Annotated in this window: 25 protein-coding genes; 19 read left to right on the top strand and 6 right to left on the bottom strand. The window is 68.0% G+C overall.

Annotation, left to right across the window (positions count from 1 at the left end; genetic code table 11):
• Nucleotides 1–10 precede the first annotated feature (10 nt).
• The gene (locus F8S13_07845) at nucleotides 11–940 is read left to right on the top strand and encodes a hypothetical protein (GenBank protein KAB8143809.1); all 930 of its coding nucleotides are present in this window, start codon (nucleotides 11–13) and stop codon (nucleotides 938–940) included.
• Between the two features lie 908 nt (nucleotides 941–1,848).
• On the opposite strand, the gene F8S13_07840 is transcribed toward F8S13_07845, so the two are convergent.
• The 4 genes from F8S13_07840 to F8S13_07825 all read right to left on the bottom strand — a co-directional run bounded on the left by F8S13_07840 (nucleotide 1,849) and on the right by F8S13_07825 (nucleotide 6,968).
• Nucleotides 1,849–2,628 (bottom strand): hypothetical protein, encoded by a 780-nt coding sequence (locus F8S13_07840; GenBank protein ID KAB8143808.1) that lies wholly within the window; start codon nucleotides 2,626–2,628, stop codon nucleotides 1,849–1,851.
• Nucleotides 2,625–3,974 carry a hypothetical protein gene (locus F8S13_07835; protein KAB8143807.1) on the bottom strand — a complete coding sequence of 450 codons (1,350 nt, stop codon included), beginning with the start codon at nucleotides 3,972–3,974 and terminating at the stop codon, nucleotides 2,625–2,627. Before F8S13_07835 ends, F8S13_07840 begins: the two co-directional genes overlap by 4 nt.
• A 179-nt stretch (nucleotides 3,975–4,153) precedes the next feature.
• Nucleotides 4,154–5,716: an AAA family ATPase gene (locus F8S13_07830; GenBank protein ID KAB8143806.1), complete on the bottom strand. Its 1,563-nt coding sequence runs from the start codon at nucleotides 5,714–5,716 to the stop codon at nucleotides 4,154–4,156.
• Nucleotides 5,717–5,975: 259 nt separating this feature from the next.
• Nucleotides 5,976–6,968, bottom strand: a complete 993-nt coding sequence (locus F8S13_07825) for a ribose-phosphate pyrophosphokinase (GenBank protein ID KAB8143805.1) — start codon at nucleotides 6,966–6,968, stop codon at nucleotides 5,976–5,978.
• Between the two features lie 142 nt (nucleotides 6,969–7,110).
• Here F8S13_07825 and F8S13_07820 point away from each other — a divergent pair, with 142 nt between their 5' ends.
• From F8S13_07820 to F8S13_07760, 13 genes are all read left to right on the top strand, one after another.
• Complete coding sequence (locus tag F8S13_07820; GenBank protein KAB8143804.1) at nucleotides 7,111–7,407, top strand: (2Fe-2S) ferredoxin domain-containing protein; 297 nt, start codon at nucleotides 7,111–7,113, stop codon at nucleotides 7,405–7,407.
• Between the two features lie 87 nt (nucleotides 7,408–7,494).
• A complete protein-coding gene (locus tag F8S13_07815; protein KAB8143803.1) occupies nucleotides 7,495–8,598 on the top strand; it encodes an Mrp/NBP35 family ATP-binding protein in 1,104 nt (367 codons plus the stop codon).
• Between the two features lie 141 nt (nucleotides 8,599–8,739).
• Nucleotides 8,740–9,762, top strand: coding sequence for a GTP 3',8-cyclase MoaA (gene moaA, locus F8S13_07810; protein KAB8143802.1), 1,023 nt, complete (start codon nucleotides 8,740–8,742; stop codon nucleotides 9,760–9,762).
• A gap of 101 nt (nucleotides 9,763–9,863) precedes the next feature.
• Nucleotides 9,864–10,322, top strand: coding sequence for an iron-sulfur cluster assembly accessory protein (locus F8S13_07805; protein KAB8143801.1), 459 nt, complete (start codon nucleotides 9,864–9,866; stop codon nucleotides 10,320–10,322).
• A 93-nt stretch (nucleotides 10,323–10,415) separates the two neighbouring features.
• Entirely contained in the window at nucleotides 10,416–10,742 is a 327-nt protein-coding gene (locus tag F8S13_07800) for a sulfurtransferase (GenBank protein KAB8143800.1), read from the top strand.
• Nucleotides 10,735–11,115 (top strand): DUF309 domain-containing protein, encoded by a 381-nt coding sequence (locus F8S13_07795; protein ID KAB8143799.1) that lies wholly within the window; start codon nucleotides 10,735–10,737, stop codon nucleotides 11,113–11,115. Before F8S13_07800 ends, F8S13_07795 begins: the two co-directional genes overlap by 8 nt.
• 154 nt (nucleotides 11,116–11,269) lie before the next feature.
• A complete protein-coding gene (locus F8S13_07790) occupies nucleotides 11,270–12,280 on the top strand; it encodes a response regulator (protein ID KAB8143798.1) in 1,011 nt (336 codons plus the stop codon).
• 184 nt (nucleotides 12,281–12,464) lie between these two features.
• The gene (locus F8S13_07785; GenBank protein ID KAB8143797.1) at nucleotides 12,465–13,013 is read left to right on the top strand and encodes a cob(I)yrinic acid a,c-diamide adenosyltransferase; all 549 of its coding nucleotides are present in this window, start codon (nucleotides 12,465–12,467) and stop codon (nucleotides 13,011–13,013) included.
• A 32-nt stretch (nucleotides 13,014–13,045) separates the two neighbouring features.
• On the top strand, nucleotides 13,046–13,684 hold the full coding sequence (locus F8S13_07780) for a hypothetical protein (protein KAB8143796.1): 639 nt from the start codon (nucleotides 13,046–13,048) through the stop codon (nucleotides 13,682–13,684).
• 148 nt (nucleotides 13,685–13,832) lie between these two features.
• Nucleotides 13,833–14,831: a MerR family transcriptional regulator gene (locus F8S13_07775; protein KAB8143795.1), complete on the top strand. Its 999-nt coding sequence runs from the start codon at nucleotides 13,833–13,835 to the stop codon at nucleotides 14,829–14,831.
• A 160-nt stretch (nucleotides 14,832–14,991) separates the two neighbouring features.
• Complete coding sequence (locus F8S13_07770) at nucleotides 14,992–16,023, top strand: phytoene/squalene synthase family protein (protein KAB8143794.1); 1,032 nt, start codon at nucleotides 14,992–14,994, stop codon at nucleotides 16,021–16,023.
• A complete protein-coding gene (locus F8S13_07765; GenBank protein ID KAB8143793.1) occupies nucleotides 16,020–16,496 on the top strand; it encodes a DUF2085 domain-containing protein in 477 nt (158 codons plus the stop codon). Before F8S13_07770 ends, F8S13_07765 begins: the two co-directional genes overlap by 4 nt.
• Nucleotides 16,497–17,448: 952 nt before the next feature.
• Complete coding sequence (locus F8S13_07760) at nucleotides 17,449–18,678, top strand: PDZ domain-containing protein (GenBank protein KAB8144091.1); 1,230 nt, start codon at nucleotides 17,449–17,451, stop codon at nucleotides 18,676–18,678.
• A gap of 8 nt (nucleotides 18,679–18,686) precedes the next feature.
• On the opposite strand, the gene F8S13_07755 is transcribed toward F8S13_07760, so the two are convergent.
• Nucleotides 18,687–19,280, bottom strand: coding sequence for a leucyl/phenylalanyl-tRNA--protein transferase (locus tag F8S13_07755; GenBank protein ID KAB8144090.1), 594 nt, complete (start codon nucleotides 19,278–19,280; stop codon nucleotides 18,687–18,689).
• A 277-nt stretch (nucleotides 19,281–19,557) separates the two neighbouring features.
• Between F8S13_07755 and F8S13_07750 the strand changes: the two genes are divergently transcribed.
• Genes F8S13_07750 through F8S13_07730 form a run of 5 tightly spaced genes read left to right on the top strand, consistent with a single transcriptional unit; the run spans nucleotide 19,558 to nucleotide 22,824 of the window.
• A complete protein-coding gene (locus F8S13_07750) occupies nucleotides 19,558–19,920 on the top strand; it encodes an NADH-quinone oxidoreductase subunit A (GenBank protein KAB8143792.1) in 363 nt (120 codons plus the stop codon).
• Complete coding sequence (locus F8S13_07745) at nucleotides 19,911–20,417, top strand: NADH-quinone oxidoreductase subunit B (GenBank protein KAB8143791.1); 507 nt, start codon at nucleotides 19,911–19,913, stop codon at nucleotides 20,415–20,417. Before F8S13_07750 ends, F8S13_07745 begins: the two co-directional genes overlap by 10 nt.
• Before the next feature lie 32 nt (nucleotides 20,418–20,449).
• Nucleotides 20,450–20,968: an NADH-quinone oxidoreductase subunit C gene (locus F8S13_07740; protein KAB8143790.1), complete on the top strand. Its 519-nt coding sequence runs from the start codon at nucleotides 20,450–20,452 to the stop codon at nucleotides 20,966–20,968.
• Between the two features lie 53 nt (nucleotides 20,969–21,021).
• A complete protein-coding gene (locus F8S13_07735; GenBank protein ID KAB8143789.1) occupies nucleotides 21,022–22,254 on the top strand; it encodes an NADH-quinone oxidoreductase subunit D in 1,233 nt (410 codons plus the stop codon).
• 45 nt (nucleotides 22,255–22,299) lie between these two features.
• On the top strand, nucleotides 22,300–22,824 hold the full coding sequence (locus F8S13_07730; GenBank protein ID KAB8143788.1) for an NAD(P)H-dependent oxidoreductase subunit E: 525 nt from the start codon (nucleotides 22,300–22,302) through the stop codon (nucleotides 22,822–22,824).
• Between the two features lie 101 nt (nucleotides 22,825–22,925).
• On the opposite strand, the gene F8S13_07725 is transcribed toward F8S13_07730, so the two are convergent.
• Nucleotides 22,926–25,766: a hypothetical protein gene (locus F8S13_07725; GenBank protein ID KAB8143787.1), complete on the bottom strand. Its 2,841-nt coding sequence runs from the start codon at nucleotides 25,764–25,766 to the stop codon at nucleotides 22,926–22,928.
• Nucleotides 25,767–25,793 lie beyond the last annotated feature (27 nt).

Raw genomic sequence — 25,793 nt, 5'->3', positions numbered from 1 at the left:
AGGAGCAACTATGGCCCGTCTTGCTATCGCACGATACGCCGACATCCTGCGCTACGACGCGGATCTGAACCAGCTGTTTGCGCTGGATCTGGCCAGCGCACCTGCGCTCCGTCCGCTCGATCTGGGCGAGCTCGGCGGGCTGCGTGCCCTTGCCCGCGCCGATGCGCTGGCGGGTCAGATCGGCGCAGGCTACGCGCTGGCGCAGGCCGCCCACGCCTGGGCTGGCCGCCCCACCGATGCGCGGCGCGGCCAGCTCATCCAAGCGGCCCAGGCGCTGGGCGAGCTGCTGCCGCTGGCTGGGGCGCTGGATGCGCTGCGGGAGAAGCTGGATGCGGCGCTGCTGGCGGGCCAGGATGCCGCCGCCGTGGCGCTGGACTGGGCCGACGCGCTGGCCCGCCGCGCGGATCGGGCGGCGCGGCGCTGCGGCGGCCACGCGGCCAGCCTGGTGCTGCCCGACGACCGCGTGCTGTGCTGGGGGCTGGGCGGCATGCCGCTGCTGGCCCTGCTGGCGGCGCTGCCTGCCGCCCAGCCCTGGCCGCTGCTGCTGGTCGCAGGCGAGCAGGCTGGCGCGGCGGGGCTGCTGGCCCTGGCATCGCAGGCAGGCCAGCCCGCCCAGCCCCTGCCCGACATCGCCGCGCTGGCGGCGGCGGGCGCAACTCTGGCGATCTTCCCTGCCATCGCCGTGGCCGAGGATGGCGCAGCGGTGTGCCCGGCAGGCGCGGGCGCGGCTATCGCCCAGGCGCGCTCGCTGGCTATCCCCTGCTACCTGCTGGCCCCTAGCGGGCCGGATGCCGCCGCCTTCGCCTCCGCCAGCGGCGACCCGATCTCCCCCGCCCAGATCGGCGCGATTGTGACCGACCGGGGCATGTATCGGCCCGCGATGCTCTCCCGCTATCACGGCGATGCCGAGGCCCCGCTCGATGTGATCCCGCTGAGCTAGAGTGTTGCACTGAGGCTGCTTGGGGTTGCAGGTCGGGCCGACCGGCTTCGGCCTCGATTATGATGGCTCCTCTTGACTGGTGGGTGGATGCCCTGCGCGGGCGGCGGCTAGGGGCAGGCCCCGAGCAACCCCGCCATGGGGTGATGCCCCTCAACAGGTGTCACTTTCATGAGCGGGGCATTGGGATGCGGCATGCGGGGCAAGACTGCGTGCCGAGGATGATCGGTGGTTATTACGAGTAATGGTTAGGCGTGTGCACGACGGAATCATTGTTGTAGGGGCGGACCTGGTGTCCGCCCACGCCGCATTGCATCGCCCGCATCGCATGCCCCTGCGATGCGGGCGATGCATGCTTACGGCGCGCATCGGAGCGCACCGTGAGCATCGGGTCGCGTGGCGATGAACGCGGCGCATCGCGCTGGGGCGGACACCAGGTCCGCCCCGACACCCGTGGTGGATCATTGCGATCATCGGGTCGGGTACGATGATCGCAATGCAGTGCATCGGCAAGCGATCGGGCATGGGTGCCCAAAAAAAGCCTTGAAACGTGGTACAACGTGACACCATGTGAGGGCGATGCCCCCTTGGAATCCCCAATTTTGAGCGTTCCCGTGCTGACCCATGGCGGCTATTGTTCGCGCATATGGCCAGTTTGCACGAGTAGCACCTTCGCCGCATGGGCCAGGTGGGTAGGATGGAGCAGCGATTATGGCGCGCAGGCGATATGGGTGCAGCGCTCGTTTGTAGCGTGGCTTGCACTATGATCGCTTGGGGTTGATGGAGGGCTGCTTGGGGTTGATGAAGGGCTGGACTATATGTTCTATCTACGCTCGGTGGTAAAACCAATATCCCTCGTGCCTTCGCGTCTTCGTGGTTATTCGTTCCCTTGAAGCCTTGGTGGTGCGCTGCTACTGGAAGCGCTGCGCCAGCGCGAAGCCCGCGCCCGCCGCCAGCCCACACGCCAGCGCCACATCCAGCGCAAGGTAGCCCCAGGCCCATGGGCGTGGCCCGGCGCGGCGGCTGGCCGCGTGGAAGCCCCACAGCCCTAGGCCTAGCGCCAGCGGCGGCAGCGCCTGCCAGATCTGCCCATCCAGCGGCATCAGCCAGGGCAGCGCGGCCACGCAGTAGTAGCCAACGCCGCGCAGCGCCAGCGGCAGTGCATAGCCATCCTCGCGCGGCGGCTGGGCGAAGGGGCCAAGCCCCAGCAGCGGCGGCAGCGCGCATGTGATGGCGGCGGCCCCCATCCAGTGCAGCAGCCCCGCAGGCTGCGTGGTGGGCGCGGCAAACAGCTGTCGCATGTCGAAAGTTCCCCCGCCGCAGAGCAGCAGGCCCAGCAGCAGCGGCGGATAGCCGTTCAGTAGGCTGGCCAGCGAGCGCGCGGCCCGCTGGCGATCTGCGCCCAGATCGCGGGCCAGCGTGGCCAGCCAGGGCAGGTCGAGCAGCGCCAGCGTCACCACGCAGTCGGGCCAGTAGCCCAGGTCGGCAGCGCCGGGCAGGGGCAGCATGGCGATGGCCAGCCAGGGCGCGGCCAGCGCCAGCCAGGGGTGGCGGGCCAGCAGCGCGGCGCGCCAGGGGCGGCTGCGGGAAAGCGCGGCCAGCGCCAGCAGCAGCGCGCTCGTGCCGCCGGGGTAGAGCAGCAGCCGCACCCACGAGCGCCCGACGCTGGCCAGCAGCTCGCCGACCGTCACTTTTTGCCACTGCCCAGCCAGGGCACCTCGTCGCGCAGCGCATCCCACAGCCAGGTCAGATCCTCGGGCGCGGCGGCGCTGGGCTGGGCCTCGGCCTCGCCGCGCAGGCTGTCGAGCACCGCCATGGCGGCCAGCAGCACCAGCATCAGCAGCCCCACCATCACCGAGGGCAGCGCGGCCACCCGGGCTTGGCTGGCGCTGACAAAGGCCGCGCCCACCCAGGGCCAGATCGTCACATCGCCGTAGGGTGACAGCCCGCCCTGGAGCAGCTGCACCACCGGCTCGATCAGCGCCAGCAGCAGCGGCAGGGCCACCACGGCGGCCACGCTCACAGCGGCGGCGCGCGGGCTAGCGCGGCGGCTGGCTGGCCGCAGCGCCCATGCCAGCGCCAGCAGCAGCGCCGCCGCCCACGTGGCGCTGGCCAGCGCGCCCACCCCCGCCGCCGCCGCCGCGCCCACCGCCATCCAGACCGCCGCCAGTGGGGCCAGCATGGCCAGCGCGGCGGGGGTGCCGCTGCGCGAATCGCCCTCGGCGGCGCTATCGAGCGCGGCCACCAGGGCCAAGAAGCAGCCCGCCGCCACGCCCGCGCTGCTGGCCAGCCCCATGCAGGCCAGCGCCAGCCCGCCCAGCACGACCCAGCGCCTGCCCTGGGCAGGCGTGCGCAGCAGCTGCCAGGCCCGCCACAGCCCCAGCGCTCCGCCGAACAGCGCGGCGGCTAGCGACCAGCCGCTGTTCCACGGCCCCAGCATGTATAGCCGCGCCAGCGGGTAGAGCCACAGCATGGCCAGCCCCGCCGGACAGCGCCCCAGCGCCAGCAGCGGCGCCGCCGCCCCCAGCAGCGTGAACCAGAATACCTGGTTGCTCAGCGCCGCGCCCGCCAGCCGGTCGTCGTAGGCGGCCACTCCGCCCGCCGCCAGCAGCAGCTGGGCTAGGCCCGCACAGGTGGCAGCCAGCACCAGCGGCAGCTGCCCCACCACCTGCGCCGCCGCGCCCGCCGCGCCGCGCCAGCCATGGGCCTTGGGCAGGGCGGGCCAGGGCGTGGCGACCAGCGCGGCCAGCAGCAGCCCCAGCCCCACCAGCAGCGGGCTACGAGCGGCCAGCGCCAGCGCCGCGCCCAAGGCCAGCGCCAGGGCACGGGCGGGGTGTGGCAGCCCGGCGCTGCCGCGCACGGCGGCGCTAGCCAGCAGCACCAGCCCAAAGAACAGCGAGAGCGAGTCGAGCCGCAGCGGGCCTGCTGTCAGCGGCTGCTCGCGGGTGAGCCAGAGCGCCGCCGCGCAGGCCAGGGCCAGCAGCCCGGCGGCAGCAGGCGGCGCATATGCGGAAACGCGGTGTGGAAGATCCCTCATGGCGGCTACTATAGCATATCTGGGGCGGAGGAGAACCGCTTCACCACGGAGACGCGAAGGCGCGAAGAGGAACAAGAACATTCACCACCAAGGCATCAAGGGAGCAGGGGAGCGATTCGCCACCCAGACACGAAGAGAAAGAGGGTGGATGAACGTATCGGCCCGATCCGGCAGCCTGGCTAGGGCTGCAGCTGCCGGATGATCGGCTCAAGCGGCTGGAGCGCCGAGTGGATGGCGGCGCGCTGGTTGAGCGGCAGCGTGCCGAGGATGTCGAGATCGGTCAGGGCCAGCAGCTCGCCCACGCGGTCGCGGATGAGCGCCAGGCGCTGGTCGTTCGGGCGGGCCTCCACACCATCCTGCTCGTCGAGCAGCGCGATCATAGCGCGGCGGGTGGTGGCATCCTCGGGCGCGGCCAGCGGTGGCCAGCGCGCCGAGTCCACCCAGTCGGGGATCTCGCGCGAGACCAGCACTAGGCGCAGGTCGCGGCGGAAGCGGGCGTTGCGCAGCACCGTGATCAGCTGGTTGGCGTGCGCGCCGCGCAGCATGTCGGCGCTGTCGATCACCAGCGTCCAGTGCCGCCCGCTCAGGCTCTGGCTAAGCATGTCGACCGCGCGCGAGAACTGGGCCGGCTCGCCGCTGTTCAGCTGGGTCCAGAGCGTGTGTTTGCCATCGGCGTCGAGCGCGGCGGCCAAGGAGAGCAGCAGCTGCTGGCCGGTGCTGGACTCGCCCTCGGCGGGGCGCACAGTGTGCCACACCACCGTCTGCCCACGGTCGATCAGGCGGGCGGCCATGGTGGCGGCCAGCGCGGTTTTGCCCGTGCCACGGTGGCCCCAGATCACCACCAGGCCATCGCGGCGCAGCCGGGCCATGTAGCGCTCCAGCTCCGGCTCGTGGGTGCAGGTCTCGGGTGGGTCTGGCGGCGCGGTCATGGTGGCGGGCGGTGCGGGCGAGGGCAGCTCGGCGGCGGCCTCGTGCAGCAGGGCGGCCAGGCGGCCCATGGCCTCGCGCTTGGCGCGGCTGTAGGTGCTGGCGCTCAGCGCCAGGGCGTTCTGCAGCTCGGCGCGGCTGTTGCCTGCCTCGTACTCGCCCGCGATGATCAGGTAGTGCCGCCAGCGCATATCATCCAGCGCCGGGCCGGCCTCGGCGGGGCGCAGCCGCTCGATCGCGGTGCGCAGCACGCGCTGCAGCCAGCGCCCGCGCATCAGCGGGTCGCGCACATCGGGCAGCAGCAGCGCGGCTAGGTCGCCGCGCCCCAGGGCCAGCGGCGGGTCCTCGGCCAGCGCCGAGAGCGCCTCGCGCAGGGCGGTGTCGGGGGCGCTGCGCTGGCGGGCTACGGTCTCGGCGCGCAGGCGGCCCAGCAGGCGGTAGAAGCTGCTGCGCGGCGCGGCGATGCCCAGCTCGGCCATGTGGGCCTGCACGCGGTGCAGCAGCGCGGCGTCGGAAGCGCCCGGGTCGGCGGCCAGCTCCTGGCGGAGCGCGCGGGCCAGCGGGGTGCCGCGCATCAGGTGGCCGCTGCGGCGCGGCTGGCTGCGCAGGCCATCCACGCCGCGCCGGTCGAAGGCCAGCCGCACGCGCCGCAGCGTCTCGCGGCTCACGCCGAAGGTCTGGGCCACCTCGCTGGCCGAGCGGCCCTCGCGCAGCAGCGCGGTGAGCATGCGGTAGCGGCGCAGCGCAGGTTCGTCGTCGCCGTAGCGGGCGTGCAGATCGGCGGAGGAGAGCCGTGGAAGTTCGCGTTCAGTCATAGGTGCTCGGCTGCTAGGCTAGAATGGCGGCGCTGGGTATTGTATACCATCGACGGTAGTTTGCGCAACGTTTTTTTAACAATACCGCAGCCCGAGCAAGATGTTTCGCCACCACGAATCCAAGGCTCCCAGGGGATATAAAGAAAGACACGCCAACCACGATCTGCGCATCCCAGCGGTATGGCGCACCCAGAACACTACCGGCCCGCCGCGCAACAGCGGTGCGGCGGGCCGGTAGTGTCGAGGGGGATCGAGCGGCCTAGCTCAGCGAGGGGTTGTGGCGGCGGAAGATCGTGTCCACCGAGATACCGCTGTGGATGCGCTGGATCACCTCGGCCAGCAGCGGCGCGATCGAGACCACCGTCAGGCCCTCCCAGCGCGGGCCAGGCGGCACCGGCAGCGTATCGGTCACCACCACCTCGCAGATCACGCTGCTGCTCAGGCGCTCCATCGCGTTGCCCGCCAGCACGCCGTGCACCGCGCAGGCGTGCACCTCGCGTGCGCCGCGCGCCATCAGCAGGTCGGCGGCCTCCACCATTGAGCCGCCGGTCATGATCTCGTCGTCCACCAGGATGCAGCGCTTGCCCTCTACGTCGCCGATCAGGTTCAGCGCCTCCACGCGGGTCAGCTGGCCCTCGGTGTTGTGCAGCTGCTGGATGCGGCGCTTCTCCACGATCGCCAGCGGCACACCCAGCAGCTCGGCGAAGTTGCGGGCGCGCTTGGCGAAGCCCAGGTCGGGCGAGACCACCACCGCATCATCCCAGTTGCGCTCCTGGAAGTGGCGGGCCAGCAGGCTCATCGCGCTCAGCTCATCCACGGGGATGTTGAAGAAGCCCTGGATCTGCCCGGCGTGCAGGTCCATGGTGATCACCTGCTGCGCCCCGGCGGTCTGCATCATGTCGGCCAGCAGGCGCGCGGTGATCGGCACGCGCGGCTGATCGCGCTTGTCGGTGCGGCCATAGGGATAGTAGGGGATGACCGCTGTCACGCGGCCCGCTGCGGCGCGGCGCACGGCGTCGAGCATGATCAGCAGCTCCATGATCCGGTCGCTCAAAGGTGAAGTTAGCGACTGCACCACGAAGACATCTTTTTCGCGGACGCTCTCATTCAGGCGAACAAAAATATTTTCATTTACGAACGAGGCTACGGTGCAATCGCCCATCGGAATGTTGAGCCGCGAGCTGATCGCCTGCGCTAACTCGGGGTTGCCGTTGCCGCTAAAGATGCGAAGCTCGTCGAAACGGCCGCTCATTTGCCTGCTCTCCCTTGCAAAGTAAAAGCCAACTTTCGGCAGCATGGAAACATACAACCCCCGCACTGTCAAATAATCGGCGGGCCGCTGTGGGACTTTTGTCTTTTTGCTTTTGGCCTGCGTCTGCTACAATATTTGGATTATGGACACAAAGATCTACCGCGTCTACGTCTGCGCCAATGTCCACTGCCGCGCCAATGGCAGCGCGGGCATCCAGCAGGCGCTCGCCCAGGAGCTGTGGGCGCTGGGCCTGGGCGATCAGGTCGAGGTGGTGGTGGGGGGCTGCCAGGGCCAGTGCGAGCGCGGCCCCAACATCAAGATCTGGCCGGGGCCATACCACTACCTGGGCGTCACGCCCGCCATGGTGCGGCAGATCGTGGCCAGCCACCTGCGCGACGGCGTGCCGCTGTGCGAGCCGACGCCTGGGTTTCGACAGTGAATACTTTCGTAATGTGCTATACTATATCTAGGCCATAGCGGCGCGGAAAACGCGCTGCTAGCGGCATAGAATCTGGAGCGAAACACTATGGGACTCTTCTCGCGAGGGACGGGGCAGCTCAGCGAAGACCTCATCCTCAAGGCCCTCAGCACCGTGCAGGAGCCAGAGCTCGGCGGCGATCTGGTCTCGCGCCGCATGATCAAAGATCTGGCGATCGATGGCGAGCGCGTCAGCTTCACCATCGATCTGACCACGCCCGCCTGCCCGCTGAAAGACCAGATCCAGCAGGAGTGCCTCGACGCGCTTGAGCGGATCGCCGGGCTGAGCGCCGAGCAGGTGACCATCACCTTCGACGCCACCGTGCGCCCGCGCGGCGGCGTGCTGGACAAGGCCGCCATCCCCGGCGTCAGCCATGTGATCGCCGTCTCGGCGGGCAAGGGCGGCGTGGGCAAATCCACCGTGGCCACCAACCTGGCCGTGGCCCTGGCCCAGGAGGGCGCGGCGGTCGGCCTGCTCGACGCCGATGTGTACGGCCCCTCCGTCCCGCTGATGATGGGCACGGTGGGCCACCACCCATCCGCCACCAGCCGCGCCGATGGCCAGCAGCTGATCGTGCCGGTCGAGGCCCACGGCATCAAGATGATCTCGGTCGGCTTCCTGATCGACGACAGCCAGCCGGTGATTTGGCGCGGCCCTATGGTCTCGCAGCTGCTGCGCCAGTTCCTCTACCAGGTCGAGTGGGGCGAGCTGGACTACCTGATCATCGACATGCCCCCCGGCACCGGCGACATCGCGCTGACGCTCACCCAGTCGCTGCAGAACGTGGGCCTGACTGGCGTGATCACCGTGACTACGCCGCAGGATGTGGCAGCCCTGGATGTGCTCAAGTCCATGGAGATGTTCCGCAAGTCCGAGGTGCCGCTGCTCGGCATCATCGAGAATATGGCCTACTTTGTCGCGCCCGACACCGGCAAGCGCTACGACATCTTCGGGCAGGGCGCGGCCAAGCGCCTGGCCGAGCGCCTTGAGGTGCCGCTGCTGGCCCAGATCCCGCTGGGCATGAGCATCCGCGTCGGCGGCGACGAGGGTAGCCCCGCTGTCACCAGCGAGCAGCCCGATGCCTACGCCGAGGTCTTCCGCACGGCCGCCCGCCAGCTGGCGGCCCGCGTCAGCGTGATGGAATACGTGTAGAACCTGCCGCATCGCCTGCGAGCATTGCTCCAATGGTCGCAGGCTCGCCAGCACCACCCCAGGGCGGCGCTGGTGAGCCTTTTATAACCCAGGCATAGGAACGTTTCCCAAGCGGCGGGCGTTGAAAGACGCCGAGGAGCCATGCCCAATCAACACCAGCCTATCCCGCTCTACCCCACCGATGCGCCCGCCCACGACGGCTACGGGCGGCGGATCGACTACCTGCGCATCTCGCTCACCGACCGCTGCAATATGCGCTGCGTCTACTGCATGCCCGAGCACGGCATGCGCTTCACGCCGCGCCCCGAGCTGCTGACCAGCGACGAGCTGCTGGTGGTGGTGCGCGCGGCGGTGGCTGCTGGCTTCCGTAAGGTGCGCCTGACGGGCGGCGAGCCGAGCCTGCGCCCCGACCTGGTGGATCTGGTGTCCGCGATCCGGCAGGCGGGCATCGAGCACATCGCTATGACCACCAACGCCCTGCGGCTGCAGCAGCAGGCCCGCGCGCTCAAGCAGGCCGGGCTGGATCGGGTGAATATTAGCATCGACTCGCTGGATGCCCAGAAGTTCCGCCAGATCACCCGTGGCGGCAGCCTGGAGAAGGTCTGGGCGGGCATCCACGAGGCGGTGGCGGCGGGCCTGTTCCCGATCAAGCTGAACACCGTGGTGGTGCGCGGCCTGAACGACGACGAGGTGGTGCAACTGGCCGCGCTGACCCGCACCTACCCTTGGGAGATGCGCTTTATCGAGGTGATGCCGCTCACCGGCGTGGCCGATGTGGCCAGCGACGGCGTGGTGCCCACCGACGAGATCATCGGCCAGATCGACGCGGCGTTTGGCCCGCTGGAGCACCTGGGCCTGGCCGCCAGCGACTCGGCGCGGCGCTACCGCATCCCGGGCGCGCCGGGGCGGCTGGGCTTCATCAGCGCGGTCACGCAGCCCTTCTGCGCCGGGTGCAACCGCATGCGCCTGACCGCCGATGGCAAGCTGCACCTCTGCCTGCTGCGTGACAACGAGGTCGACCTGCGTGCGGCCATCCGCAGCGGGGCCAGCCAGGCCCAGATCGAGCAGCTGGTGCGCCACGCCGTGGCCACCAAGCCCTGGGGTCACGGCCTGCCCGATGGCGTGCTTCCGACACTGCGTGGGATGTCGTCGCTGGGCGGCTGATCAGGGCGAGAATTGGGGCACGAAGAGAGTAGCAAATTCTGGAAACCTCTGGTATACTACCACTTACGAAACAGTAGCGCTTTTGCGCTCAGGAGGCACAAATGGCGATTTCTGAGCTTGATATTACGGCACGGTCGGGCGAGACGTTTGTCCCGATGATGCAGATCGAGGAGACGGCGGCCAAGCGCCTGCTGGAGATGATGGGCGAGCGTGAGCTGGATGGCTACGCTCTGCGCGTGTTCATCTCGGGCGGCGGCTGCTCGGGCCTTCAGTACGGCATGACCTTCGACGACGAGGTGCGCGAGGGCGACACCGAGTGGACCGCCCACAGCCTGCGCGTGCTGGTCGACCCGGTGAGCGCGCAGTACCTGCACGGCGCGAACATCTCGTTCCAGCAGGACAACATGCTGGCCGGCGCGTTCAAGATCGACAACCCCAACGCCGCCTCGTCGTGCGGCTGCGGCCACTCGTTCCGCGCGAAGGACGGGGCCGAGGGCGCGGATGAGAGCTACGACGAGGGCTACGCGGGCGGCGGCTGCGGCCACTGCAACCACGGCTAGTCTTCCCCCACACCGCCATTTTCGCAGGACACCAAGATCTTTCGAGCTTGGTGTCCTGCTGCGTTCTAGCGCCACGAAGAGAAGAGAGAGAAGATGCCCTACCGCAACTACACCGTCCAGGAGATCAAGTCCAAGCTGGATGCGGGCGAGTCGTTCCGCCTGATCGACGTGCGCGAGCCGCGCGAGCACGAGATCGTGCATATCGAGGGTGCCGAGCTGCTGCCGCTGAGCCGCAACCCCGAGTGGATCGAGAGCATCCCGCACGACACCGAGGTGGTGTTCTTCTGCCACCACGGCGGGCGCAGCGCCCAGGTGGCCAGCTACCTGGCCAACAAGGGCCACACCAATGTGGCCAACATGCTGGGCGGCATCGACACCTGGGCCGAGCAGATCGCCCCCGACCTGCCGCGCTATGACTAGCGGCCAGCCCGCGCCTATCGGCGATGCCCACCACCAGGGTATCGCCCTCTTCAACCAGCAGCGCTACTGGCATGCCCACGAGGCATGGGAGCAGTGCTGGCTCGGCGCGCCCGAGCCGCAGGCCACCTTCTACCAGGGCCTGATCCAGGCCGCCGCCGCCCTGGTGCACTGGCAGCGCGGCAACGGGCGCGGGCTGAAGCGCAACTGGTACAAGGCCCGACCCAAGCTGGTGGCGCTCTCCCCCTCCTACGCCATGCTCGATCTTGCCCGCCTGGTGCACGACATGGATCGCTTTGTGCTCGGCACGTGTTCCTCCCCCCCACTATTACAGATAGATGCATCCAGCGGCAGCGCCGAAAACCTAGCGGCATAGCTGCGATTTGCACTCATAGCACGAGTAATCATGGTATACTAGTGGCAGGTTTTGACTCTGTTGACACATTTCCCTTGGGCCTGCGCCTATCGAAACGCTTTCGCCAGTGGGCCTGATTTTCTGCCAAACATCCACACCGTGAGGAGGGGCAGCTATGCCTGCGCGCATTCTCGTTGTCGATGACGAGCCAGCAATTATCGATGTCCTCTCCCGCCTGCTGACGCGGGATGGCTACAACGTCATAACGGCCCGGAACGGTGCCGAGGCGCTCGATATTGTGGATCGCCAGAAGCCGGATTTGATTCTGCTTGATGTGATGATGCCGCTGATCGATGGCTTCACGGTATGCCAGAAGCTCAAGAACGATGAGCATACCGCGCTCATCCCCATCACCATGCTGACCGGCCAGGATGACTTCGAGCACCGCAAGCGCGGGATGGAGGTCGGGGCCGACGACTTCCTCTCCAAGCCCTTCGAGCAGAGCATGCTGCGCGCCAGGATCAAGTCGCAGCTGCGCATCAAGCGGCTGACCGACCAGCTTGAGCACACCGAGAGCGTGATCTTCATGTTGGCCATGGCGATCGAGGAAAAAGATGCCTACACCGAGGGCCACCTGCAGCGCCTGAAGCACTACAGCGAGCAGCTGGCCATGGCGCTCGATCTGGATGACGACACCGTGCGCGCCGTGCGCTACGGCGGCATCCTGCACGACATCGGCAAGATCGGCGTGAGCGAGGCCATCCTCACCAAGCCGGATGTGCTGACCGCCGACGAGCGCGAGCAGATGGAGAAGCACCCCGCGATCGGCGCGCGGATCGTCTCGCAGATGCGCTTCGCCCAGGAGGTCGCGCCGATCGTGCGCCACCACCACGAGCGCTGGGACGGCGGCGGCTACCCCGACGGACTGGCGGGCGATGACATCCCGATCGGCGCGCGGATCGTGGCGATCGCCGACTCGTACGATGCCATGACCACCGATCGCCCCTACCGCGCCGCGCTGCCCCAGGAGGAGGCCATCCGCAGGCTGCGCAGCGGCGCTGGCACTCAGTGGGAGCCGGGGATGATCGAGCGCTTTGTGCAGCTCATCCAGACTGGCCAGCTGCACCTACCCGATATCGAGAGCGATGGCACGATCGCCGCATCGGTCGGCGGCCCCTCACACTAGCGGAGATCCGCCGCGCCCTTCTGCTCGTATCATCTTGATGCAGCACGGCGGCACGCCCCGATAGATACCACAAGCTTTGCACCCTGCGCGATGACCGCAGGGGGTGCCGACCTCTGCGCTGCGGCGCACGTGCGGGCACTCCCTGCGGTCGCGCTGTTTCTGCAAGCAAAAGGAGCGATGCCCTATGTTCTACACCCGACGCGGCGACGACGGCTACACCGATCTGCTGGGTGGGCCGCGCATCCCCAAGTACGACCTGCGCCCCGAGGCGCTGGGCACGCTGGATGAGGCCAGCGCCGCCCTGGGTCTGGCCCGCGCCCACGCCCAGCGCGAGGAGACCCGCCACGCGGTGATCCACGCCCAGCGCGACCTCTACCTGCTGATGGCCGATATCGCCACCATCGCCGGGCGCAGCGCCGGGGTGCCCCGCCTGACCGACGAGCACGTGGCCGCGCTGGAGCAGATTATCGCCGACCTTGACCCCAAGGTGAGCATCCCCAAGGAGTTTGTGGCCTCGGGCGATAGCGTGGCGGGGGCGGCGCTGGATGTGGCCCGTACGGTGGTGCGGCGGGCCGAGCGCGTGCTGGCCCGGCTGCTGCACGAGGCCGAGCTGCCCAGCACCAGCGGCCTGGTCTACGTCAACCGACTCTCATCGATGCTGTTTGGGCTGGCCCGCTTCGAGGATGCCGCCGCCGGGGCGCGCTCGACCATTGCGAAAGATATTGCCGAGTAGCCTGGCGCGCTAGGCGAAGGAGAGGGAGAGAGATGGCCAAGGCAGGTCTGCTATTTGTTGGGACTGATGACGGCGTGCTGATCTTCAGCGACCCGGGCGCCAGCGGGCGCTGGCTGAAGATCGGCCACGAGCTGCAGGGCATGCATGCTCTGGCGGTGTGGCCGCTGATCGAGAACCCCCAGGTGGTGCTGGTGGGTGGGCCGGGCGGCCTGTGGCGCAGCTCCGACGGTGGCCAGAGCTGGCTGCAGATCTTCACCAGCGGCGTGAGCGCGCTGCAGGGGCCGCGCGAGTCGCCCGAGCTGGTCGAGGCGTTCGGCGAGGGCGGCTGGCAGCGCAGCGAGGATGCTGGCCGCACCTGGGCAGCGCTTGACCGCGCCGATGCGCCCCGCCCGCTGGCCGTCACGCTGCCGGGCAACGCGCCGGTGGCGATCGAGGCGCGCGGCGCGGCGCTGGCTCGCAGCGAGGATGGCGGCGTGGCGTGGCAGGTCGTCGAGCCGCCGCTGACCGACGAGGCGACCGCGCTGACCGTGGCGCGCTACCACATGGATACGGCCTACGTGGGCAGCGCGGCTGGCGAGCTGGCCGTCTCGACAGATCGCGGGCGTACCTGGCAGATCCTCAAGCGCGATCTGCCGCCCATTCGCTCGATTGTGGCCACCCGCATCGCCTAGCACCCCTACCACGCCGCCGCATGGGCAGCCCATGCGGCGGCTATTTCTTTGCGTAAATTGTGCGGTTTCTGTGCAAAACATTGACATAGCCCGACCTGCTATGCTACACTACCCGTGCAGACGCCATAGGGCAAGGGAAAAGAAGCAGATGGAGCCTACACACCCAGCGGGCCGCGACGGGGACAGCGCCCTGAGCAGCGTCCCCTCGTTTAGCCACTATGCCGCCACACCCGCCTTCAACACCAAGGCGGTGGTGCGCGAGACAGTGGTACCAGCCGACACCTTCCGCGCGTGGGAGCGGCGCTATGGCATCCCCTGCCCGCAGCGTACGGCAGGCGGTCACCGGCTGTACTCCGAGCGCGACATGGCGGTCATCCGCTGGCTGCGCGATCGCACGGCAGGCGGCATGAACATCAGCCAGGCCATCCAGCAGCTGGCCGCCGCCCTCGATTGCCAGTGCGGCGCGAGCGCCCCAGCCCTCGTCGATGCGCCGCAGCCCATGGCGCACATGGCCACCCAGCTGGCCGATCTGCTCACCCGATTCGACTCGGCGGGGGCCGAGCGCCTGCTGAGCGAGGCCTTCGCCATGCACCCGCTGGAGGATGTGCTGGTGTCGCTGGTGCAGCCCGCGCTGGTGGATGTGGGCGAGCGCTGGCACCGCCACGAGATCAACGTGGCCACCGAGCATTTCGCCAGCCAGTTCATCCGCCGCAAGCTCTCGGGGCTGCTCGGCCTGTTCGACCGGCAGGCGGGCCAGAGCCGCGCGGTGGTGGCCTGCGCCCCCAGCGAGCTGCACGACCTGGGCGCGCTAGTCGTGGCGCTGTTTCTGGCGCGCCGCGGCTGGAGCGTGATCTACCTGGGCGCGCAGGTGCCTATGGCCGATCTTGAGGCCACCGTGGCCACGCTACGCCCCACTATCGTCTGCCTCTCGGCCTCCATGCCCGAGACCGCCGCCCAGGTGGCCGATGTGGCTAGCGCGCTGCGCCGCAGCCACCCCGGCGTGCTGATCGGCTTTGGCGGGCGGGTGTTTAACGACGCCCCGGCGCTGCGCGACTCGATCCCCGGCATCTTCCTCGGGGCCGATGCCCGCGAGCTGGTCGCCATCCTGGGCCAGCGTTTGCAGGCTACATCCACTGGCGGCCTCTAGACGTACCTTCTGCGTAACGCCCATAGAGCGCCCGACTTGCGAGCGCTGCAGCACACCTCACCCCAACCAAGCCCCAGCAGGATAGCCAGCCAGACATACGTGGCACGGCATGTGCCGCCATGCCTTGCTATGCCCTGCGCAACGAACGCTGGCGCGCCCTATGGGTATCGTGGCAAGTTTGTGGAAGGAGACGCGCGTGTCACTCTCTCATCCTCAGCACTGGGTGCGGCCTGTCCATGGGCTGCGGCAGGTTCCCCCTGGTGATGCCCTAGCCCTGCTAGAGGGGCTACGTCGACATGTGCCCGAGCACGATGCGCACGCCGCCGATCATGCGCATGCCCCGATCTCGCTTGAGGCGGCGCTGCGGACATGCGCAGAGATCACCCGCATGCATTCGCGCAGCTTCTACCTGAGCACCCAGCTGCTGCCCGCCGAGAAGCGCCAGGGCATCCGCGCGCTCTATGCGCTGTGCCGCACCAGCGATGATCTGGTGGATGGGGCCAGCGAGAACCCGCACCGCTCGCTGGCCCACTGGGTGGCCCGCGTGCACGCGCCGGTGCCGCCCGCGCACGACCCCGTGCTGCTGGCATGGTCGGCCATCCGCCAGCGCTATCAGGTGCCCCAGCCGCTGGTGGATGAGCTGCTGGCTGGGGTGGCCATGGATCTGAGCGTCAGCCGCTACGCTAGCTTCGACGACCTGTGGCTCTACTGCTACCGCGTGGCCTCGGTGGTGGGCCTGCTCTCCATGTACATCATCGGCTCGCGCGAGGGGGCGCGGCCCTACGCGGTCAGCCTGGGCATCGCGCTGCAGCTCACCAACATCCTGCGGGATGTGGGCGAGGACGCGCGGCGCGGGCGGATCTACATCCCGCAGGAGGATCTGGCCCGCTTCGGCCTGAGCGACGAGGACATCCTGGCGGGGCGGCGCGACGAGCGATTCCGCGCCCTGATGCGCTTCGAGATCGAGCGCGCCCACGCGCTGTACGAGGAGGCCTGGCCGGGCATTCTGCTGCTGAGCGAGGATAGCCAGCTGGCCGTGGGCGCGGCGGCGCAGGTCTACCGAGGCATCCTGGAGAAGATCGTGGCGAATGACTACGACGTGTTCACGCGCCGCGCCCACCTTTCGCTGGGCGAGAAGCTGATGGCGCTGCCCGGCGTGGCGCGGCGGCTGCGCCGAGGGGGCCACCGATGACGGCCCGTGCCCTGCGGGCCGAGTGGCCGCTGCTGCTGGCCATGAGCGTGCTGTTTTTGGGGCCGCTGATCGCGCCGCTGTTCCAGGCCACGGGCGTGTGGGGCCTGGCCGACTCGGGCGCGCTGGCCCGCGACCTGCTCTCGCGCTATGTCTGCCCGACCCCGGCCAAGTCGTATGTGCTGCTGGGCTACCCCATGGCGGTGTGCGCGCGCTGCTGGGGTGCGACGGTGGGGCTGTGGGCGGCCTGGCTGCTGCTGCGCTTCGCGCCTGGCCTGCGCCCCTACCTCGGGCTGCCCGTGCCGCTGCGCGTGCTGCTGGGCGTGCTGGCATTCCTGCTCTGGCCCGCCGAGATCGTGGGCTGGCCAGCGGCCCCGCTGTGGGCGCTGCTGGCCAACGGCGCGCTGGCCGGGCTGCTGGGCGGGCTGGCCCTGCTCTCGGTGTGGGGCGGCCAGCGTCGTTTAACCCCAGCCTAGGGGCGAAGATTTTTCACCACCAAAACCCTACCCACCTGGCCCATGCGGCGAAGGTGCCGCTGATGTTTTGATGGCCATATGCACGAACACCAGCAGCCAGGAAACAGCATAGGAACGCTCAAAATTGGGGTTCCAAGGGGCGATGCCCCTGGCGGGGTTCCAAGGGCGCGGAGCCCTTGGTGCCGCCCGCACAGGGCTGTCACCAACCAACAAAGAGGAACCATTATCATCGAAGCCGCAGCCGGTTGCCCCAACCGCGCAACGCTCCAAGCATTGCCTACGGTTGGGGCGACCCAAAAACAACGCGGAAGCAGCCTCAAAAGCGACACCTATTGAGGGGCATCGCCCCATGGCGGGGGTGCTCGGGGCAGGCCCCGAGCCGCCACCTGCGTCGGGCACACCAAATAACTCAGAGGAACCATTATTATCGAAGTGGCAAGCGGTGGCCCGACGCGGAAATGCCGTAGAAAGTGATACCTGCTGAGCGGCACACCTGTTTTGCTGAAGATACTATGTATCGGACCTATCGTATAAAAATGCGGCCTATCATGCGTGCGATCGGAACAGCACCATTGCCGGAAGCTTAAGCGCCATTGCCGGAAGCTTAAGCACCATTGCCGGAAGCTTAAGCACCATTGCCGGAAGCTTAAGTACCATCGCCGGAAGCTTAAGCACCATCGCCGGAAGCTTAAGCACCATTGCCGGAAGCTTAAGCACCATTGTCGGAAGCCTAAGTATCTTAATTGGAAGATAGCGCGCTCTTTTTTGTGAAAAACAGCGGCCTCGCCCATCCAGCGAAGGTGCGCGATAGCTGGCGGCTGGCCATACTCACACCCGCAGCGGCGAGGCGAAGCTGGCGCGGCGGCCTTTTTTCCTAAACCCTGCTGCTCCTCGGTATAATACCTGTGAGCACGTGCGGGAGCCGCCGCACCGATACAAGGAACCCTCTATGCTGCGCCGCATCAGCCTGATAGCCCTGACCTTCTCGCTTGCCGCATGCTCGCTGCCAGATGTGCGCGTGCAGACCCCGACGATCAGCCCCATGCCCACCCAGGCCCGTGCCGAGGAAGACCCCGCGCCCACGCCGCTGGCGCTGGGCACGGTCGGCCCGCTGACCAGCGCCAGCCCCGCGCCCACCATCGATGCCACGCTCACCAACGCCATCGAGCAGCAGCAGCGGCTGATGGTGGAGCTGTATCGGCGGGCCAGCCCGGCGGTGGTGCGGATCGAGGTGCTGGGCACGCACCCGCTGGTGGATGACGAGCGCGCACCCAGCGGCGATGTGATGCTGGGCCAGGGGTCGGGCTTTCTGTACGACCAGCTGGGGCATATTGTCACCAACAACCACGTGGTAGAGGACGCGCACACGCTGCAGGTGAGCTTCGCCGACGGCACCACTGTGCCCGCCGAGCTGGTGGGCACCGACCCCGGCAGCGATCTGGCGGTGGTGCGGGTGGGCAGTCTGCCGCAGGGCACCGCGCCGCTGGCCCTGGGCGCATCCGGCGATGTGGCGGTGGGGCAGACGGCGATCGCGATCGGCAACCCCTTCGGGCTGCAGAACACCCTGACCATCGGCGTGATCAGCGGGCTGGGGCGCGACCTGGATGGCCCGGCGGTGCAGAGCGGCGGGCGCTTCAGCATCCCCAACATCATCCAGACCGACGCGGCGATCAACCCCGGCAACTCGGGCGGCCCGCTGCTGAACATCTACGGCCAGGTGATCGGCGTGAACACCGCGATCAGCTCGGAGAGCGGCAGCTTTGAGGGCATCGGCTACGCGGTGCCCTCGGACATGGTGGGCCGCGTGGTGCCCCAGATCATCCGCACGGGCACCTACAGCCACCCCTGGCTGGGCGTGAGCATGAACGACATCACCCCGCAGCTGCGCCGCCAGTTCGGCATCGCGCCCGCCAGCGGCGTGATGGTGGTGAGCGTGATCGCGGGCGGCCCCGCCGAGAAGGCGGGCCTGCGCGGCGACGCCAAGCTGAGCGAGGGCGAGCAGACCAGCAGCTTTGCGGGCGACATCATCGTGGCGGTGGATGATCAGAAGGTGGCGCGCGGGGCCGACCTGCGCGGCTACATCGAGCAGGCCAAGGCGGTGGGCGACAGCGTGACGCTGACGGTGCTGCGCGACGGTGCCGAGCAGCGCCTGACGGTAGTGCTGGAGGCGCGGCCCAAGTAGGCTGCGCCCTAGAACGTGGCCTCGACCTGGATGGCGGCGTGCAGGCGGCGGTGGTACTCGGCGCGGGGGATCTCGGTGGCGCCGAAGCCCGCCAGGTGGGTGGTGATGAACTGGGTGTCGAGCAGCACGAAGCCGCCCGCGCGCAGGCGCTGGATGAGCGCCACCAGGGCCACCTTGCTGGCGTTGGCCTCGCGGCTGAACATGCTCTCGCCCGCGAACAGGCCGCGCACCGCCACGCCGTACAGCCCGCCCACCAGCTGCCCGCCGCGCCAGGTCTCCACGCTGTGGGCGAAGCCCAGCTGGTGCAGCTCGGTGTAGCGGTCGATCAGCTCGGGCGAGATCCAGGTGCCGTCGCGGTCGGCGGCTGGCTCGGCGCACAGCTCCATCACGCGGCGGAAGCAGGTGTCGACGCGCACCTCGAAGCCGTCGTTGCGGATAGTGCGGGCCAGGCGGCGCGGCACGTGGAAGGCGCTGTCGAGCGGGATGATCGCGCGGGGGTCGGGGTCGTACCAGCGGATGTCGCCCTCGCCCACGGCCATGGGGAACACGCCCTGGCAGTAGGCCGAGATCAGCAGCTGTGGGGTTATCTCCATGGTGTGCATGCCTTTCATCAGGGCGGGCGTGGCGCGGCAGGAAAGCGGCTTTGCCCGATTGGGATGCGGCGGGCGCAGTATAGCATAGCGGCGGCGTCGGCGCAACGGGCGGGCGGTTTTGCTGGACATAACAGGTCGTCAGGCAGTTTGTGTTTCTTGACACAATACACCAACGCGCTATAATGCATTGCGTACAACTGCGCATGAGAATGCTGTATACGGTGTCGCGCCGCCATGTCCTTCGTTTGCCGCAGCGGCGGGCGCGCGATTGACAAAGGGGCGTCTGATGTCACCGCTCAATGAGTACATCCCCATTCTGGTTCTCTTTCTCGTTGCTGTCTTTGTGGCCGCCTTTGTGCTCACGGTCAACAACCTGCTCGGCCCCAAGAAGCTGACGCGCCGCAAGCTGATGCCCTACGAGTCGGGCATGGAGCCGATCGGCAGCGCCCAGCGCCGCTTCCCGGTCAAATTCTACGTCGCTGCGATGCTTTTCATCCTGTTCGACATCGAAGTGATCTTCTTCTTCCCCTTTGCCCTGATCTACAAACAGCTCGGTTGGTTTGGCCTGGCCGAGATGGGCCTGTTCATGCTCATCCTGCTGGTGGGCCTGGTGTATATCTTTAAACGAGAGGCGCTGCGATGGGACTAGAGGAGAAAGCTGGCGACCTTGGCGTCATCACCACGTCGCTTGAATATGCGGTGAACTGGTCGCGCAGCAACGCCATGTGGCCGATGCTGTTCGGCCTGGCGTGCTGCGCCATCGAGATGATGAGCTCGCAGGGCGCGAACTACGACACCTCGCGCTTCGGTATGGAGATCATGCGCGCCTCGCCCCGCCAGTCCGACCTGATGATCGTGGCGGGCCGCGTCTCGCGCAAGATGGCCCCGGTGGTGCGGCGGCTCTACGACCAGATGAGCGAGCCGAAGTGGGTGCTGGCCATGGGCGACTGCGCCTCGTGCGGCGGCGTGTTCAACAACTACGCGGTGGTGCAGGGCGTGGATGAGATCGTGCCCGTCGACGTGTATGTGGCCGGCTGCCCGCCCCGCCCCGAGGCGCTCATCCACGGCATCCTGACCCTGCAGGACAAGGTGTTCCGCACGAAGCTGGATGGCACCATTCGCGAGCGCGAGCCGATCCACGTGTAGCCGACGCAGCACCCGCGTCGTTTGAGGCAAGAATGGACAATACCACCGTCATCACTCGGCTCCAGCAGGCCCCCGAGGGCAGCGTGCTGGAGACGCGCGAGTTCCGCGGCGAGCTTCAGGTGCGCATCCGCCCCGAGTCGCTGATCCCGCTCGTGCAGTTCCTGCGCGGCGACGCCGAGCTGAGCTACAACTTCCTAGAGAACGTCAACGGCGTGGACTACCTGGGGCGCGAGCCGCGCTTCGAGGTGGTCTACCACCTGCTCTCGCATACAAACCGCCACCGCATCTGCCTGAAGGCGGGCCTCCCCGAGTCGAACCCGCATATCGCCACGATCACCAGCGAGTGGGCCACCGCCACCTACATGGAGCGCGAGGTCTACGACATGTTCGGCGTGGTCTTCGATGGCCACCCCAGCCTGGATCGCATCCTGATGCCCGAGGACTGGAACGGCCACCCCCAGCGCAAGGATGTGCCCCTGGGGTACGAGGAGGTCGCGTTCACGATTAACGAGCAGCAGATCTACGAGCGGAAGCCGTTCGCGAAAGAGTAGCACGTGCGGGCGGTGGCCGCGCGCCGTGCCCGCGCCTTTTCAGAAAGCGCAATATGACGACACTTACGGTCCCCTCGCCGCGCTCGATCACCCAGCCGGCACTTGAGGGCAAGACAGATACGATGGTGCTGAACATGGGGCCGCACCATCCCAGCACCCACGGCGTGCTGCGGCTGGTGGTCGAGCTGGATGGCGAGACCGTTGTGAACGTCGCCCCCGACATCGGCTACCTGCACACCGGCATCGAGAAGACGATGGAGAGCAAGACCTACCAGAAGGCGGTAGTGCTGACCGACCGTATGGACTACCTCGCGCCGCTCTCGAACAACCTGGGCTATGTGATGGCGGTCGAGAAGCTGCTGCAGTGCGAGGTGCCCGAACGGGCGCAGGTGGCGCGCGTGCTGCTGGCCGAGCTGACCCGCATCGGCAGCCACCTGATCTGGCTGGGCACCCACGTGCTCGATCTGGGCGCGACCAGCATGTACATGTACGGCTTCCGTGAGCGCGAGCAGATCCTCGACATCTTCGAGCTGGTCTCGGGCGCTCGTATGATGACCAGCTACTTCCGCGTGGGCGGGCTGGCCTACGACCTGCCCCGCGAGTTCGCCGCCACCGTCCAGGCCTTCCTGGATGTGATGCCCTCGCGCCTGGAGGAGTACGACGGCCTGCTCACCAACAACCCGATCTTCCTGGAGCGCATGGTGGGCGTGGGCAAGCTCAGCCAGCAGGACGCGATCGACCTGGGCGTGACCGGCCCCATCCTGCGCGCCACCGGCGTGGCCTGGGATCTGCGCAAGGATATGCCCTACAGCGGGTATGAGACCTACGACTTCGCCGTGCCGATCGCCCAGAACGGCGACAACTTCGACCGCTACATCGTGCGCATGGCCGAGATGCAGCAGAGCCTGAGCATCATCAAGCAGGCGCTCGACCGCCTGCAGGCGCTTGGCCCCGGCCCCTACATCACCACCGACCGCAAGATCGCGCCGCCGCCCAAGGCCGAGATCACGCAGAGCATGGAGTCGCTCATCCACCACTTCAAGCTGTGGACCGAGGGCTTCAAGCCGCCGGTGGGCGATGTGTACGCGGCGGTCGAGTCGCCCCGTGGCGAGTTCGGCTGCTACCTGGTGAGCGACGGCAGCCCCAAGCCCTACCGCTGCCACTTCCGCACGCCGTCGTTTGTGAACCTCCAGTCGCTGCCGGTGATGTCGCGCGGCAGCCTGGTGGCCGACCTGGTCACGCTGATCGCGACCATCGACCCCATCCTTGGCGATGTGGATCGGTAGCGCGTGAGCCTACCGGCGCAGATTCGCGCCCTGAAGAGAAACGCTATGCCACTACGAGAGACCCACGGGGCCGAGATCGATTCTCTGCTTTCCCGCTACGCCCAGCGCCGCAGCGCCGTGCTGCCCATGCTGTATATCGCCCAGGATGCCTACGGCCACCTGTCCGACGAGGCCATCCGCGAGGTGGCCGATGTGCTGGGGCTGCCGCCCACCGATGTGTTCGAGGTGGTCGGCTTCTACACGCTGTTCTACAACAAGCCGGTGGGCAAGTGGGTGCTGCAGGTCTGCGATGATGTGCCCTGCGCCTTCTGCGGCGCCGAGGAGCTGATCACCGCGCTGGAGGATTCGCTGGGTATCAAGGCCGCCGGTAAGACCACGCCGGATGGCATGTTCACTCTGGAGCGCGTGAAGTGCGTGGCGGCCTGCGACAAGGCCCCCGTGCTGCAGGCCAACCTCGACTTCATGTACAACGTGAGCGCCGAGAAGGTGGACGAGGTGCTGACCGAGCTGCGCCGCCGCGCCGAGTCGGGCGAGCAGCTGAGCGTCTCGGGGCGGCTCGCCACAATCTAACCCACGCCCCGTCGGAGCAACGCACGCGGCCCTGGCATATTGCCAGGGCCGCGTGTTTGTGTGGCGCGCTGGATGAAGACCTGCACGCGTTGTATGAGAGCCTAATCGCTCTCGCGGATCGGCACACTGATCGCCCTCATCGTCCCCAGCTCGGCGTTGACTGGGTTGCTGAATCGGATGATCACCGTCTCCTCGCCCTCGGGCTCGCTATCATCCAGGATGGGGATGATCAGCTCCTTCATCACCGAGCCAGGCGGGAAGACCAGGGTGCCGCTGGTGGGCGGGTAGTCCACCCCGGCCTTAGCGGTGCCATCCACGAAGGTGTAGTCCACGGTGATCTGCTGGTAGGAAGATGCGCTCAGCCGCACGGCGATGCGGCCAAAGCTTCCCTCGTCGCCCGCGTTCCAGTTCTCCATCGTGATCAGATCGTTGGCCGGAATGGTGATGGTAGCGATGGAGGAGATGCCGAGGATAGCATCCTCTGGGCTGCTCAGCGCAAGCGTGATCGTCTCGTCGCCTTCCGCCTGGCTATCCTCGCGGATGGGCACGCTGATTGTCCGCGTTGTCACGCCTGGGGGGAAGGTGAGGCTGCCGCTGACGGCGGTGTAGTCGCCACCGGCGGTGGCGCTGCCGCCCACGGTGGCGTAGTGGATGCTCACCTCGCTGATGGAGGGAGCGCTCAGGCGCACGGTCACGGCCAGATTGTTGCCCCGCTCGCTGGCGGTGAGCCTGGTGTTGCTGAACTCCACTCGCGTTGTGCCCTGGATGGTGATGGTGTATGGAGCGTTGGGATAGGCCAGCCCCGCTCCTGTCGGGTTGCTGAGCCGTACGATGATCGTCTCGGCATCCTCGGGGGCGCTATCGTTGATGATCGGTATGCTGATGTTCTTCTGGGTCTGGCCGGGCGCGAAGGTCAGCGTGCCGGTGATGGGCGTGTAGTCGGCACCTGGGCTGGCGGTGCCGCCGCCCTCGGTGGTGTAGTCCACCGTCACCGGTACCGCCGAGGCCGCGTTCAGGTAGACCGAGACCCCCGCAGCACCATAGCGCTCCATAGTGGTGCCGCCAGTCTCGCCCCCGAATGAGATGGTGTCGTTGGCCTTGATGATCCGCTCGGACACGGACTGTCTGCCGAGCGTCGCATAGACAGGGCTGCTCAGCATGACGCTGTAGGTCTCATCTGGCTCTGGCAGCGTATCATCGAATATTGGTAAGGACACGTACTCTGAGCTTTCGTTTGGGTCGAAGACGAGCGTGCCGGTGACTGGCGTGAAATCTTCCCCGGCGATGGCGCTGCCCGAGGTGACGGCGTAGTCCACCCGCACGCGGTAGCCCGAGTAGCTGCTGAGCGCGAGCGAGAACCCCCCGTACTGCGACCCTTCTGATACGCCTTCCCCGCCAGGCCGCAGCGAGACGCTCGGTATCGGGTCGCCGTTGTCGAAGATCACCAGCTCGCTGCTGACTGGCCCTGCTATGGCGAGGCCAGATGGGTTGTACATCCTCATCGCCACCTGCTCGGCAGGCTCGTTGAAGATGTCGTCGGTGATACTGACGCGGAACGACTTGTTCATCTCGCCAGGCGCGAAGGTCACGGTGCCCTCCTTGCCGGTGAGGTCGCGCCCCACCTGGGCATTGCCATAGCTGAGGATGTAGGAGACAGATACGCTCAGCGGCGAGGGTGCGCTCAGCCGCATGTCGAAGACCGCCGACTGATCGCTCTCGGTCACGGGGTTGGCGGGGCGTACCCAGCGCACGCATGTGGTGGTGCCCAGCGGCGCGCAGAGCGGCCCACCCACCGCGCCGACCGGGATGCGGATGGGGATGGTGAAATCCCGCCCCGCGCTCCGCACGGTCTGCTCAAGCTGGAGGATGGTGCCGGGCGCGGTCGCCGCGTCGACGGTGATGCGGAAGCTGGCGGCGGCGCTGGCCTTCCCGACGATGGCTGGGTAGCTGGCGCTGGCCACATCCACCGTGCCTCCCCCGCCGATCAGGCGCAGGCTGCTGGTGAAGGGCTGGCTGGCCTGGGTGCTCAGGTTGCTCAGCGTCACGGTGATGCCGAGCTGCTCGCCGGGATCGGGGATGCCGTCCCGGTCGCCCGCGCTGTCCTCCCAGCCCAGCGCGAGCAGGGCTAGGCGGCTGTCCACAACATCCACGTTCTGGGCTGCGCCGCCGGTTAGCGCCGCGCCCACCGGGTTGCTCAGGCTCAGGCTGAAGGTCTCGGTCGGCTCGCTGGTGCTGTCAATCTTGAGTGTCACTGGGATCTCCCGCCAGGTTTCGCCGGGCGGGAACACCAGCGTGCCTACGGCTGCGGTGAAATCGGCGGCGCTGGCGCTGCCGGGGCTGGTGGCGTAGTCCACCGTCACCGTCACCGCCGAGCTGCCCTGGAGCTGCACGGGGATGACCGCCCTGCCGCTGATCTCGTAGGCGGTGGTGGCGGGCTGCGCGAATCCGATGGTGTCGCTGGCACCGATGGTCACCTCGGCGGTGGGGCGCTCGCCCAGGGCCAGCCCGCTCGGCGCGCTCAGCGCCACGCGGAACAGCTCGTCGCCCTCGGGCTGGGCATCGTCGGCGATCGGCACGCCGAGGATCTTCTCCTGCTCGCCGGGGTAGAAGGTGAGCGTGCCGCTAGCGGCGGCGTAGTCGCCTGCGGCGGTGGCGCTGGCATCCTCGCTGGTGTAGGCCACGCTGCCCACCTGTGTGGCGGGGCTGGCCAGCCGCACCTTCAGGGCCGCCAGGCGCGCGCCCTCCTGTGCGGCGTAGGCCATGGCCGCGCCTGGTGGCGCTGGCTCGGCCCCGATGGGTACGAACGAGACGGTGTTGGCTGCTTGCTGCGGCATGGCGTGCGGCGGGGCCGCGCTTCCGTGTGCGGCGGCGCTCGGCACGAGCAGCGGGGCGAGAACCAGCGCAAGTGAAAAGAGCGCTGGAGCGGTGTGCGGCAAGCTCATAGTGCCTCCATCGGCGTGGTTGCACGC

The sequence above is a fragment of the Chloroflexia bacterium SDU3-3 genome (assembly GCA_009268125.1).
Lineage (GTDB): Bacteria > Chloroflexota > Chloroflexia > Chloroflexales > Roseiflexaceae > SDU3-3.
This window is presented reverse-complemented; position numbering and strand designations above follow the sequence as displayed.

Excerpts from the sequence above, each read along its gene's own strand:
- F8S13_07765 (KAB8143793.1), top strand. The coding sequence starts at position 16,020 with ATGACGGCCCGTGCCCTGCGGGCCGAGTGGCCGCTGCTGCTGGCCATG.
- F8S13_07750 (KAB8143792.1), top strand. The coding sequence starts at position 19,558 with ATGTCACCGCTCAATGAGTACATCCCCATTCTGGTTCTCTTTCTCGTT.
- F8S13_07725 (KAB8143787.1), bottom strand. The coding sequence starts at position 25,766 with ATGAGCTTGCCGCACACCGCTCCAGCGCTCTTTTCACTTGCGCTGGTT.
- F8S13_07835 (KAB8143807.1), bottom strand. The coding sequence starts at position 3,974 with ATGAGGGATCTTCCACACCGCGTTTCCGCATATGCGCCGCCTGCTGCC.
- moaA (KAB8143802.1), top strand. The coding sequence starts at position 8,740 with ATGCCCAATCAACACCAGCCTATCCCGCTCTACCCCACCGATGCGCCC.
- F8S13_07730 (KAB8143788.1), top strand. The coding sequence starts at position 22,300 with ATGCCACTACGAGAGACCCACGGGGCCGAGATCGATTCTCTGCTTTCC.
- F8S13_07790 (KAB8143798.1), top strand. The coding sequence starts at position 11,270 with ATGCCTGCGCGCATTCTCGTTGTCGATGACGAGCCAGCAATTATCGAT.
- F8S13_07805 (KAB8143801.1), top strand. The coding sequence starts at position 9,864 with ATGGCGATTTCTGAGCTTGATATTACGGCACGGTCGGGCGAGACGTTT.
- F8S13_07845 (KAB8143809.1), top strand. The coding sequence starts at position 11 with ATGGCCCGTCTTGCTATCGCACGATACGCCGACATCCTGCGCTACGAC.
- F8S13_07770 (KAB8143794.1), top strand. The coding sequence starts at position 14,992 with ATGGGTATCGTGGCAAGTTTGTGGAAGGAGACGCGCGTGTCACTCTCT.
- F8S13_07745 (KAB8143791.1), top strand. The coding sequence starts at position 19,911 with ATGGGACTAGAGGAGAAAGCTGGCGACCTTGGCGTCATCACCACGTCG.
- F8S13_07780 (KAB8143796.1), top strand. The coding sequence starts at position 13,046 with ATGGCCAAGGCAGGTCTGCTATTTGTTGGGACTGATGACGGCGTGCTG.
- F8S13_07825 (KAB8143805.1), bottom strand. The coding sequence starts at position 6,968 with ATGAGCGGCCGTTTCGACGAGCTTCGCATCTTTAGCGGCAACGGCAAC.
- F8S13_07785 (KAB8143797.1), top strand. The coding sequence starts at position 12,465 with ATGTTCTACACCCGACGCGGCGACGACGGCTACACCGATCTGCTGGGT.
- F8S13_07820 (KAB8143804.1), top strand. The coding sequence starts at position 7,111 with ATGGACACAAAGATCTACCGCGTCTACGTCTGCGCCAATGTCCACTGC.
- F8S13_07800 (KAB8143800.1), top strand. The coding sequence starts at position 10,416 with ATGCCCTACCGCAACTACACCGTCCAGGAGATCAAGTCCAAGCTGGAT.
- F8S13_07830 (KAB8143806.1), bottom strand. The coding sequence starts at position 5,716 with ATGACTGAACGCGAACTTCCACGGCTCTCCTCCGCCGATCTGCACGCC.
- F8S13_07795 (KAB8143799.1), top strand. The coding sequence starts at position 10,735 with ATGACTAGCGGCCAGCCCGCGCCTATCGGCGATGCCCACCACCAGGGT.
- F8S13_07755 (KAB8144090.1), bottom strand. The coding sequence starts at position 19,280 with ATGCACACCATGGAGATAACCCCACAGCTGCTGATCTCGGCCTACTGC.
- F8S13_07735 (KAB8143789.1), top strand. The coding sequence starts at position 21,022 with ATGACGACACTTACGGTCCCCTCGCCGCGCTCGATCACCCAGCCGGCA.
- F8S13_07815 (KAB8143803.1), top strand. The coding sequence starts at position 7,495 with ATGGGACTCTTCTCGCGAGGGACGGGGCAGCTCAGCGAAGACCTCATC.
- F8S13_07775 (KAB8143795.1), top strand. The coding sequence starts at position 13,833 with ATGGAGCCTACACACCCAGCGGGCCGCGACGGGGACAGCGCCCTGAGC.
- F8S13_07740 (KAB8143790.1), top strand. The coding sequence starts at position 20,450 with ATGGACAATACCACCGTCATCACTCGGCTCCAGCAGGCCCCCGAGGGC.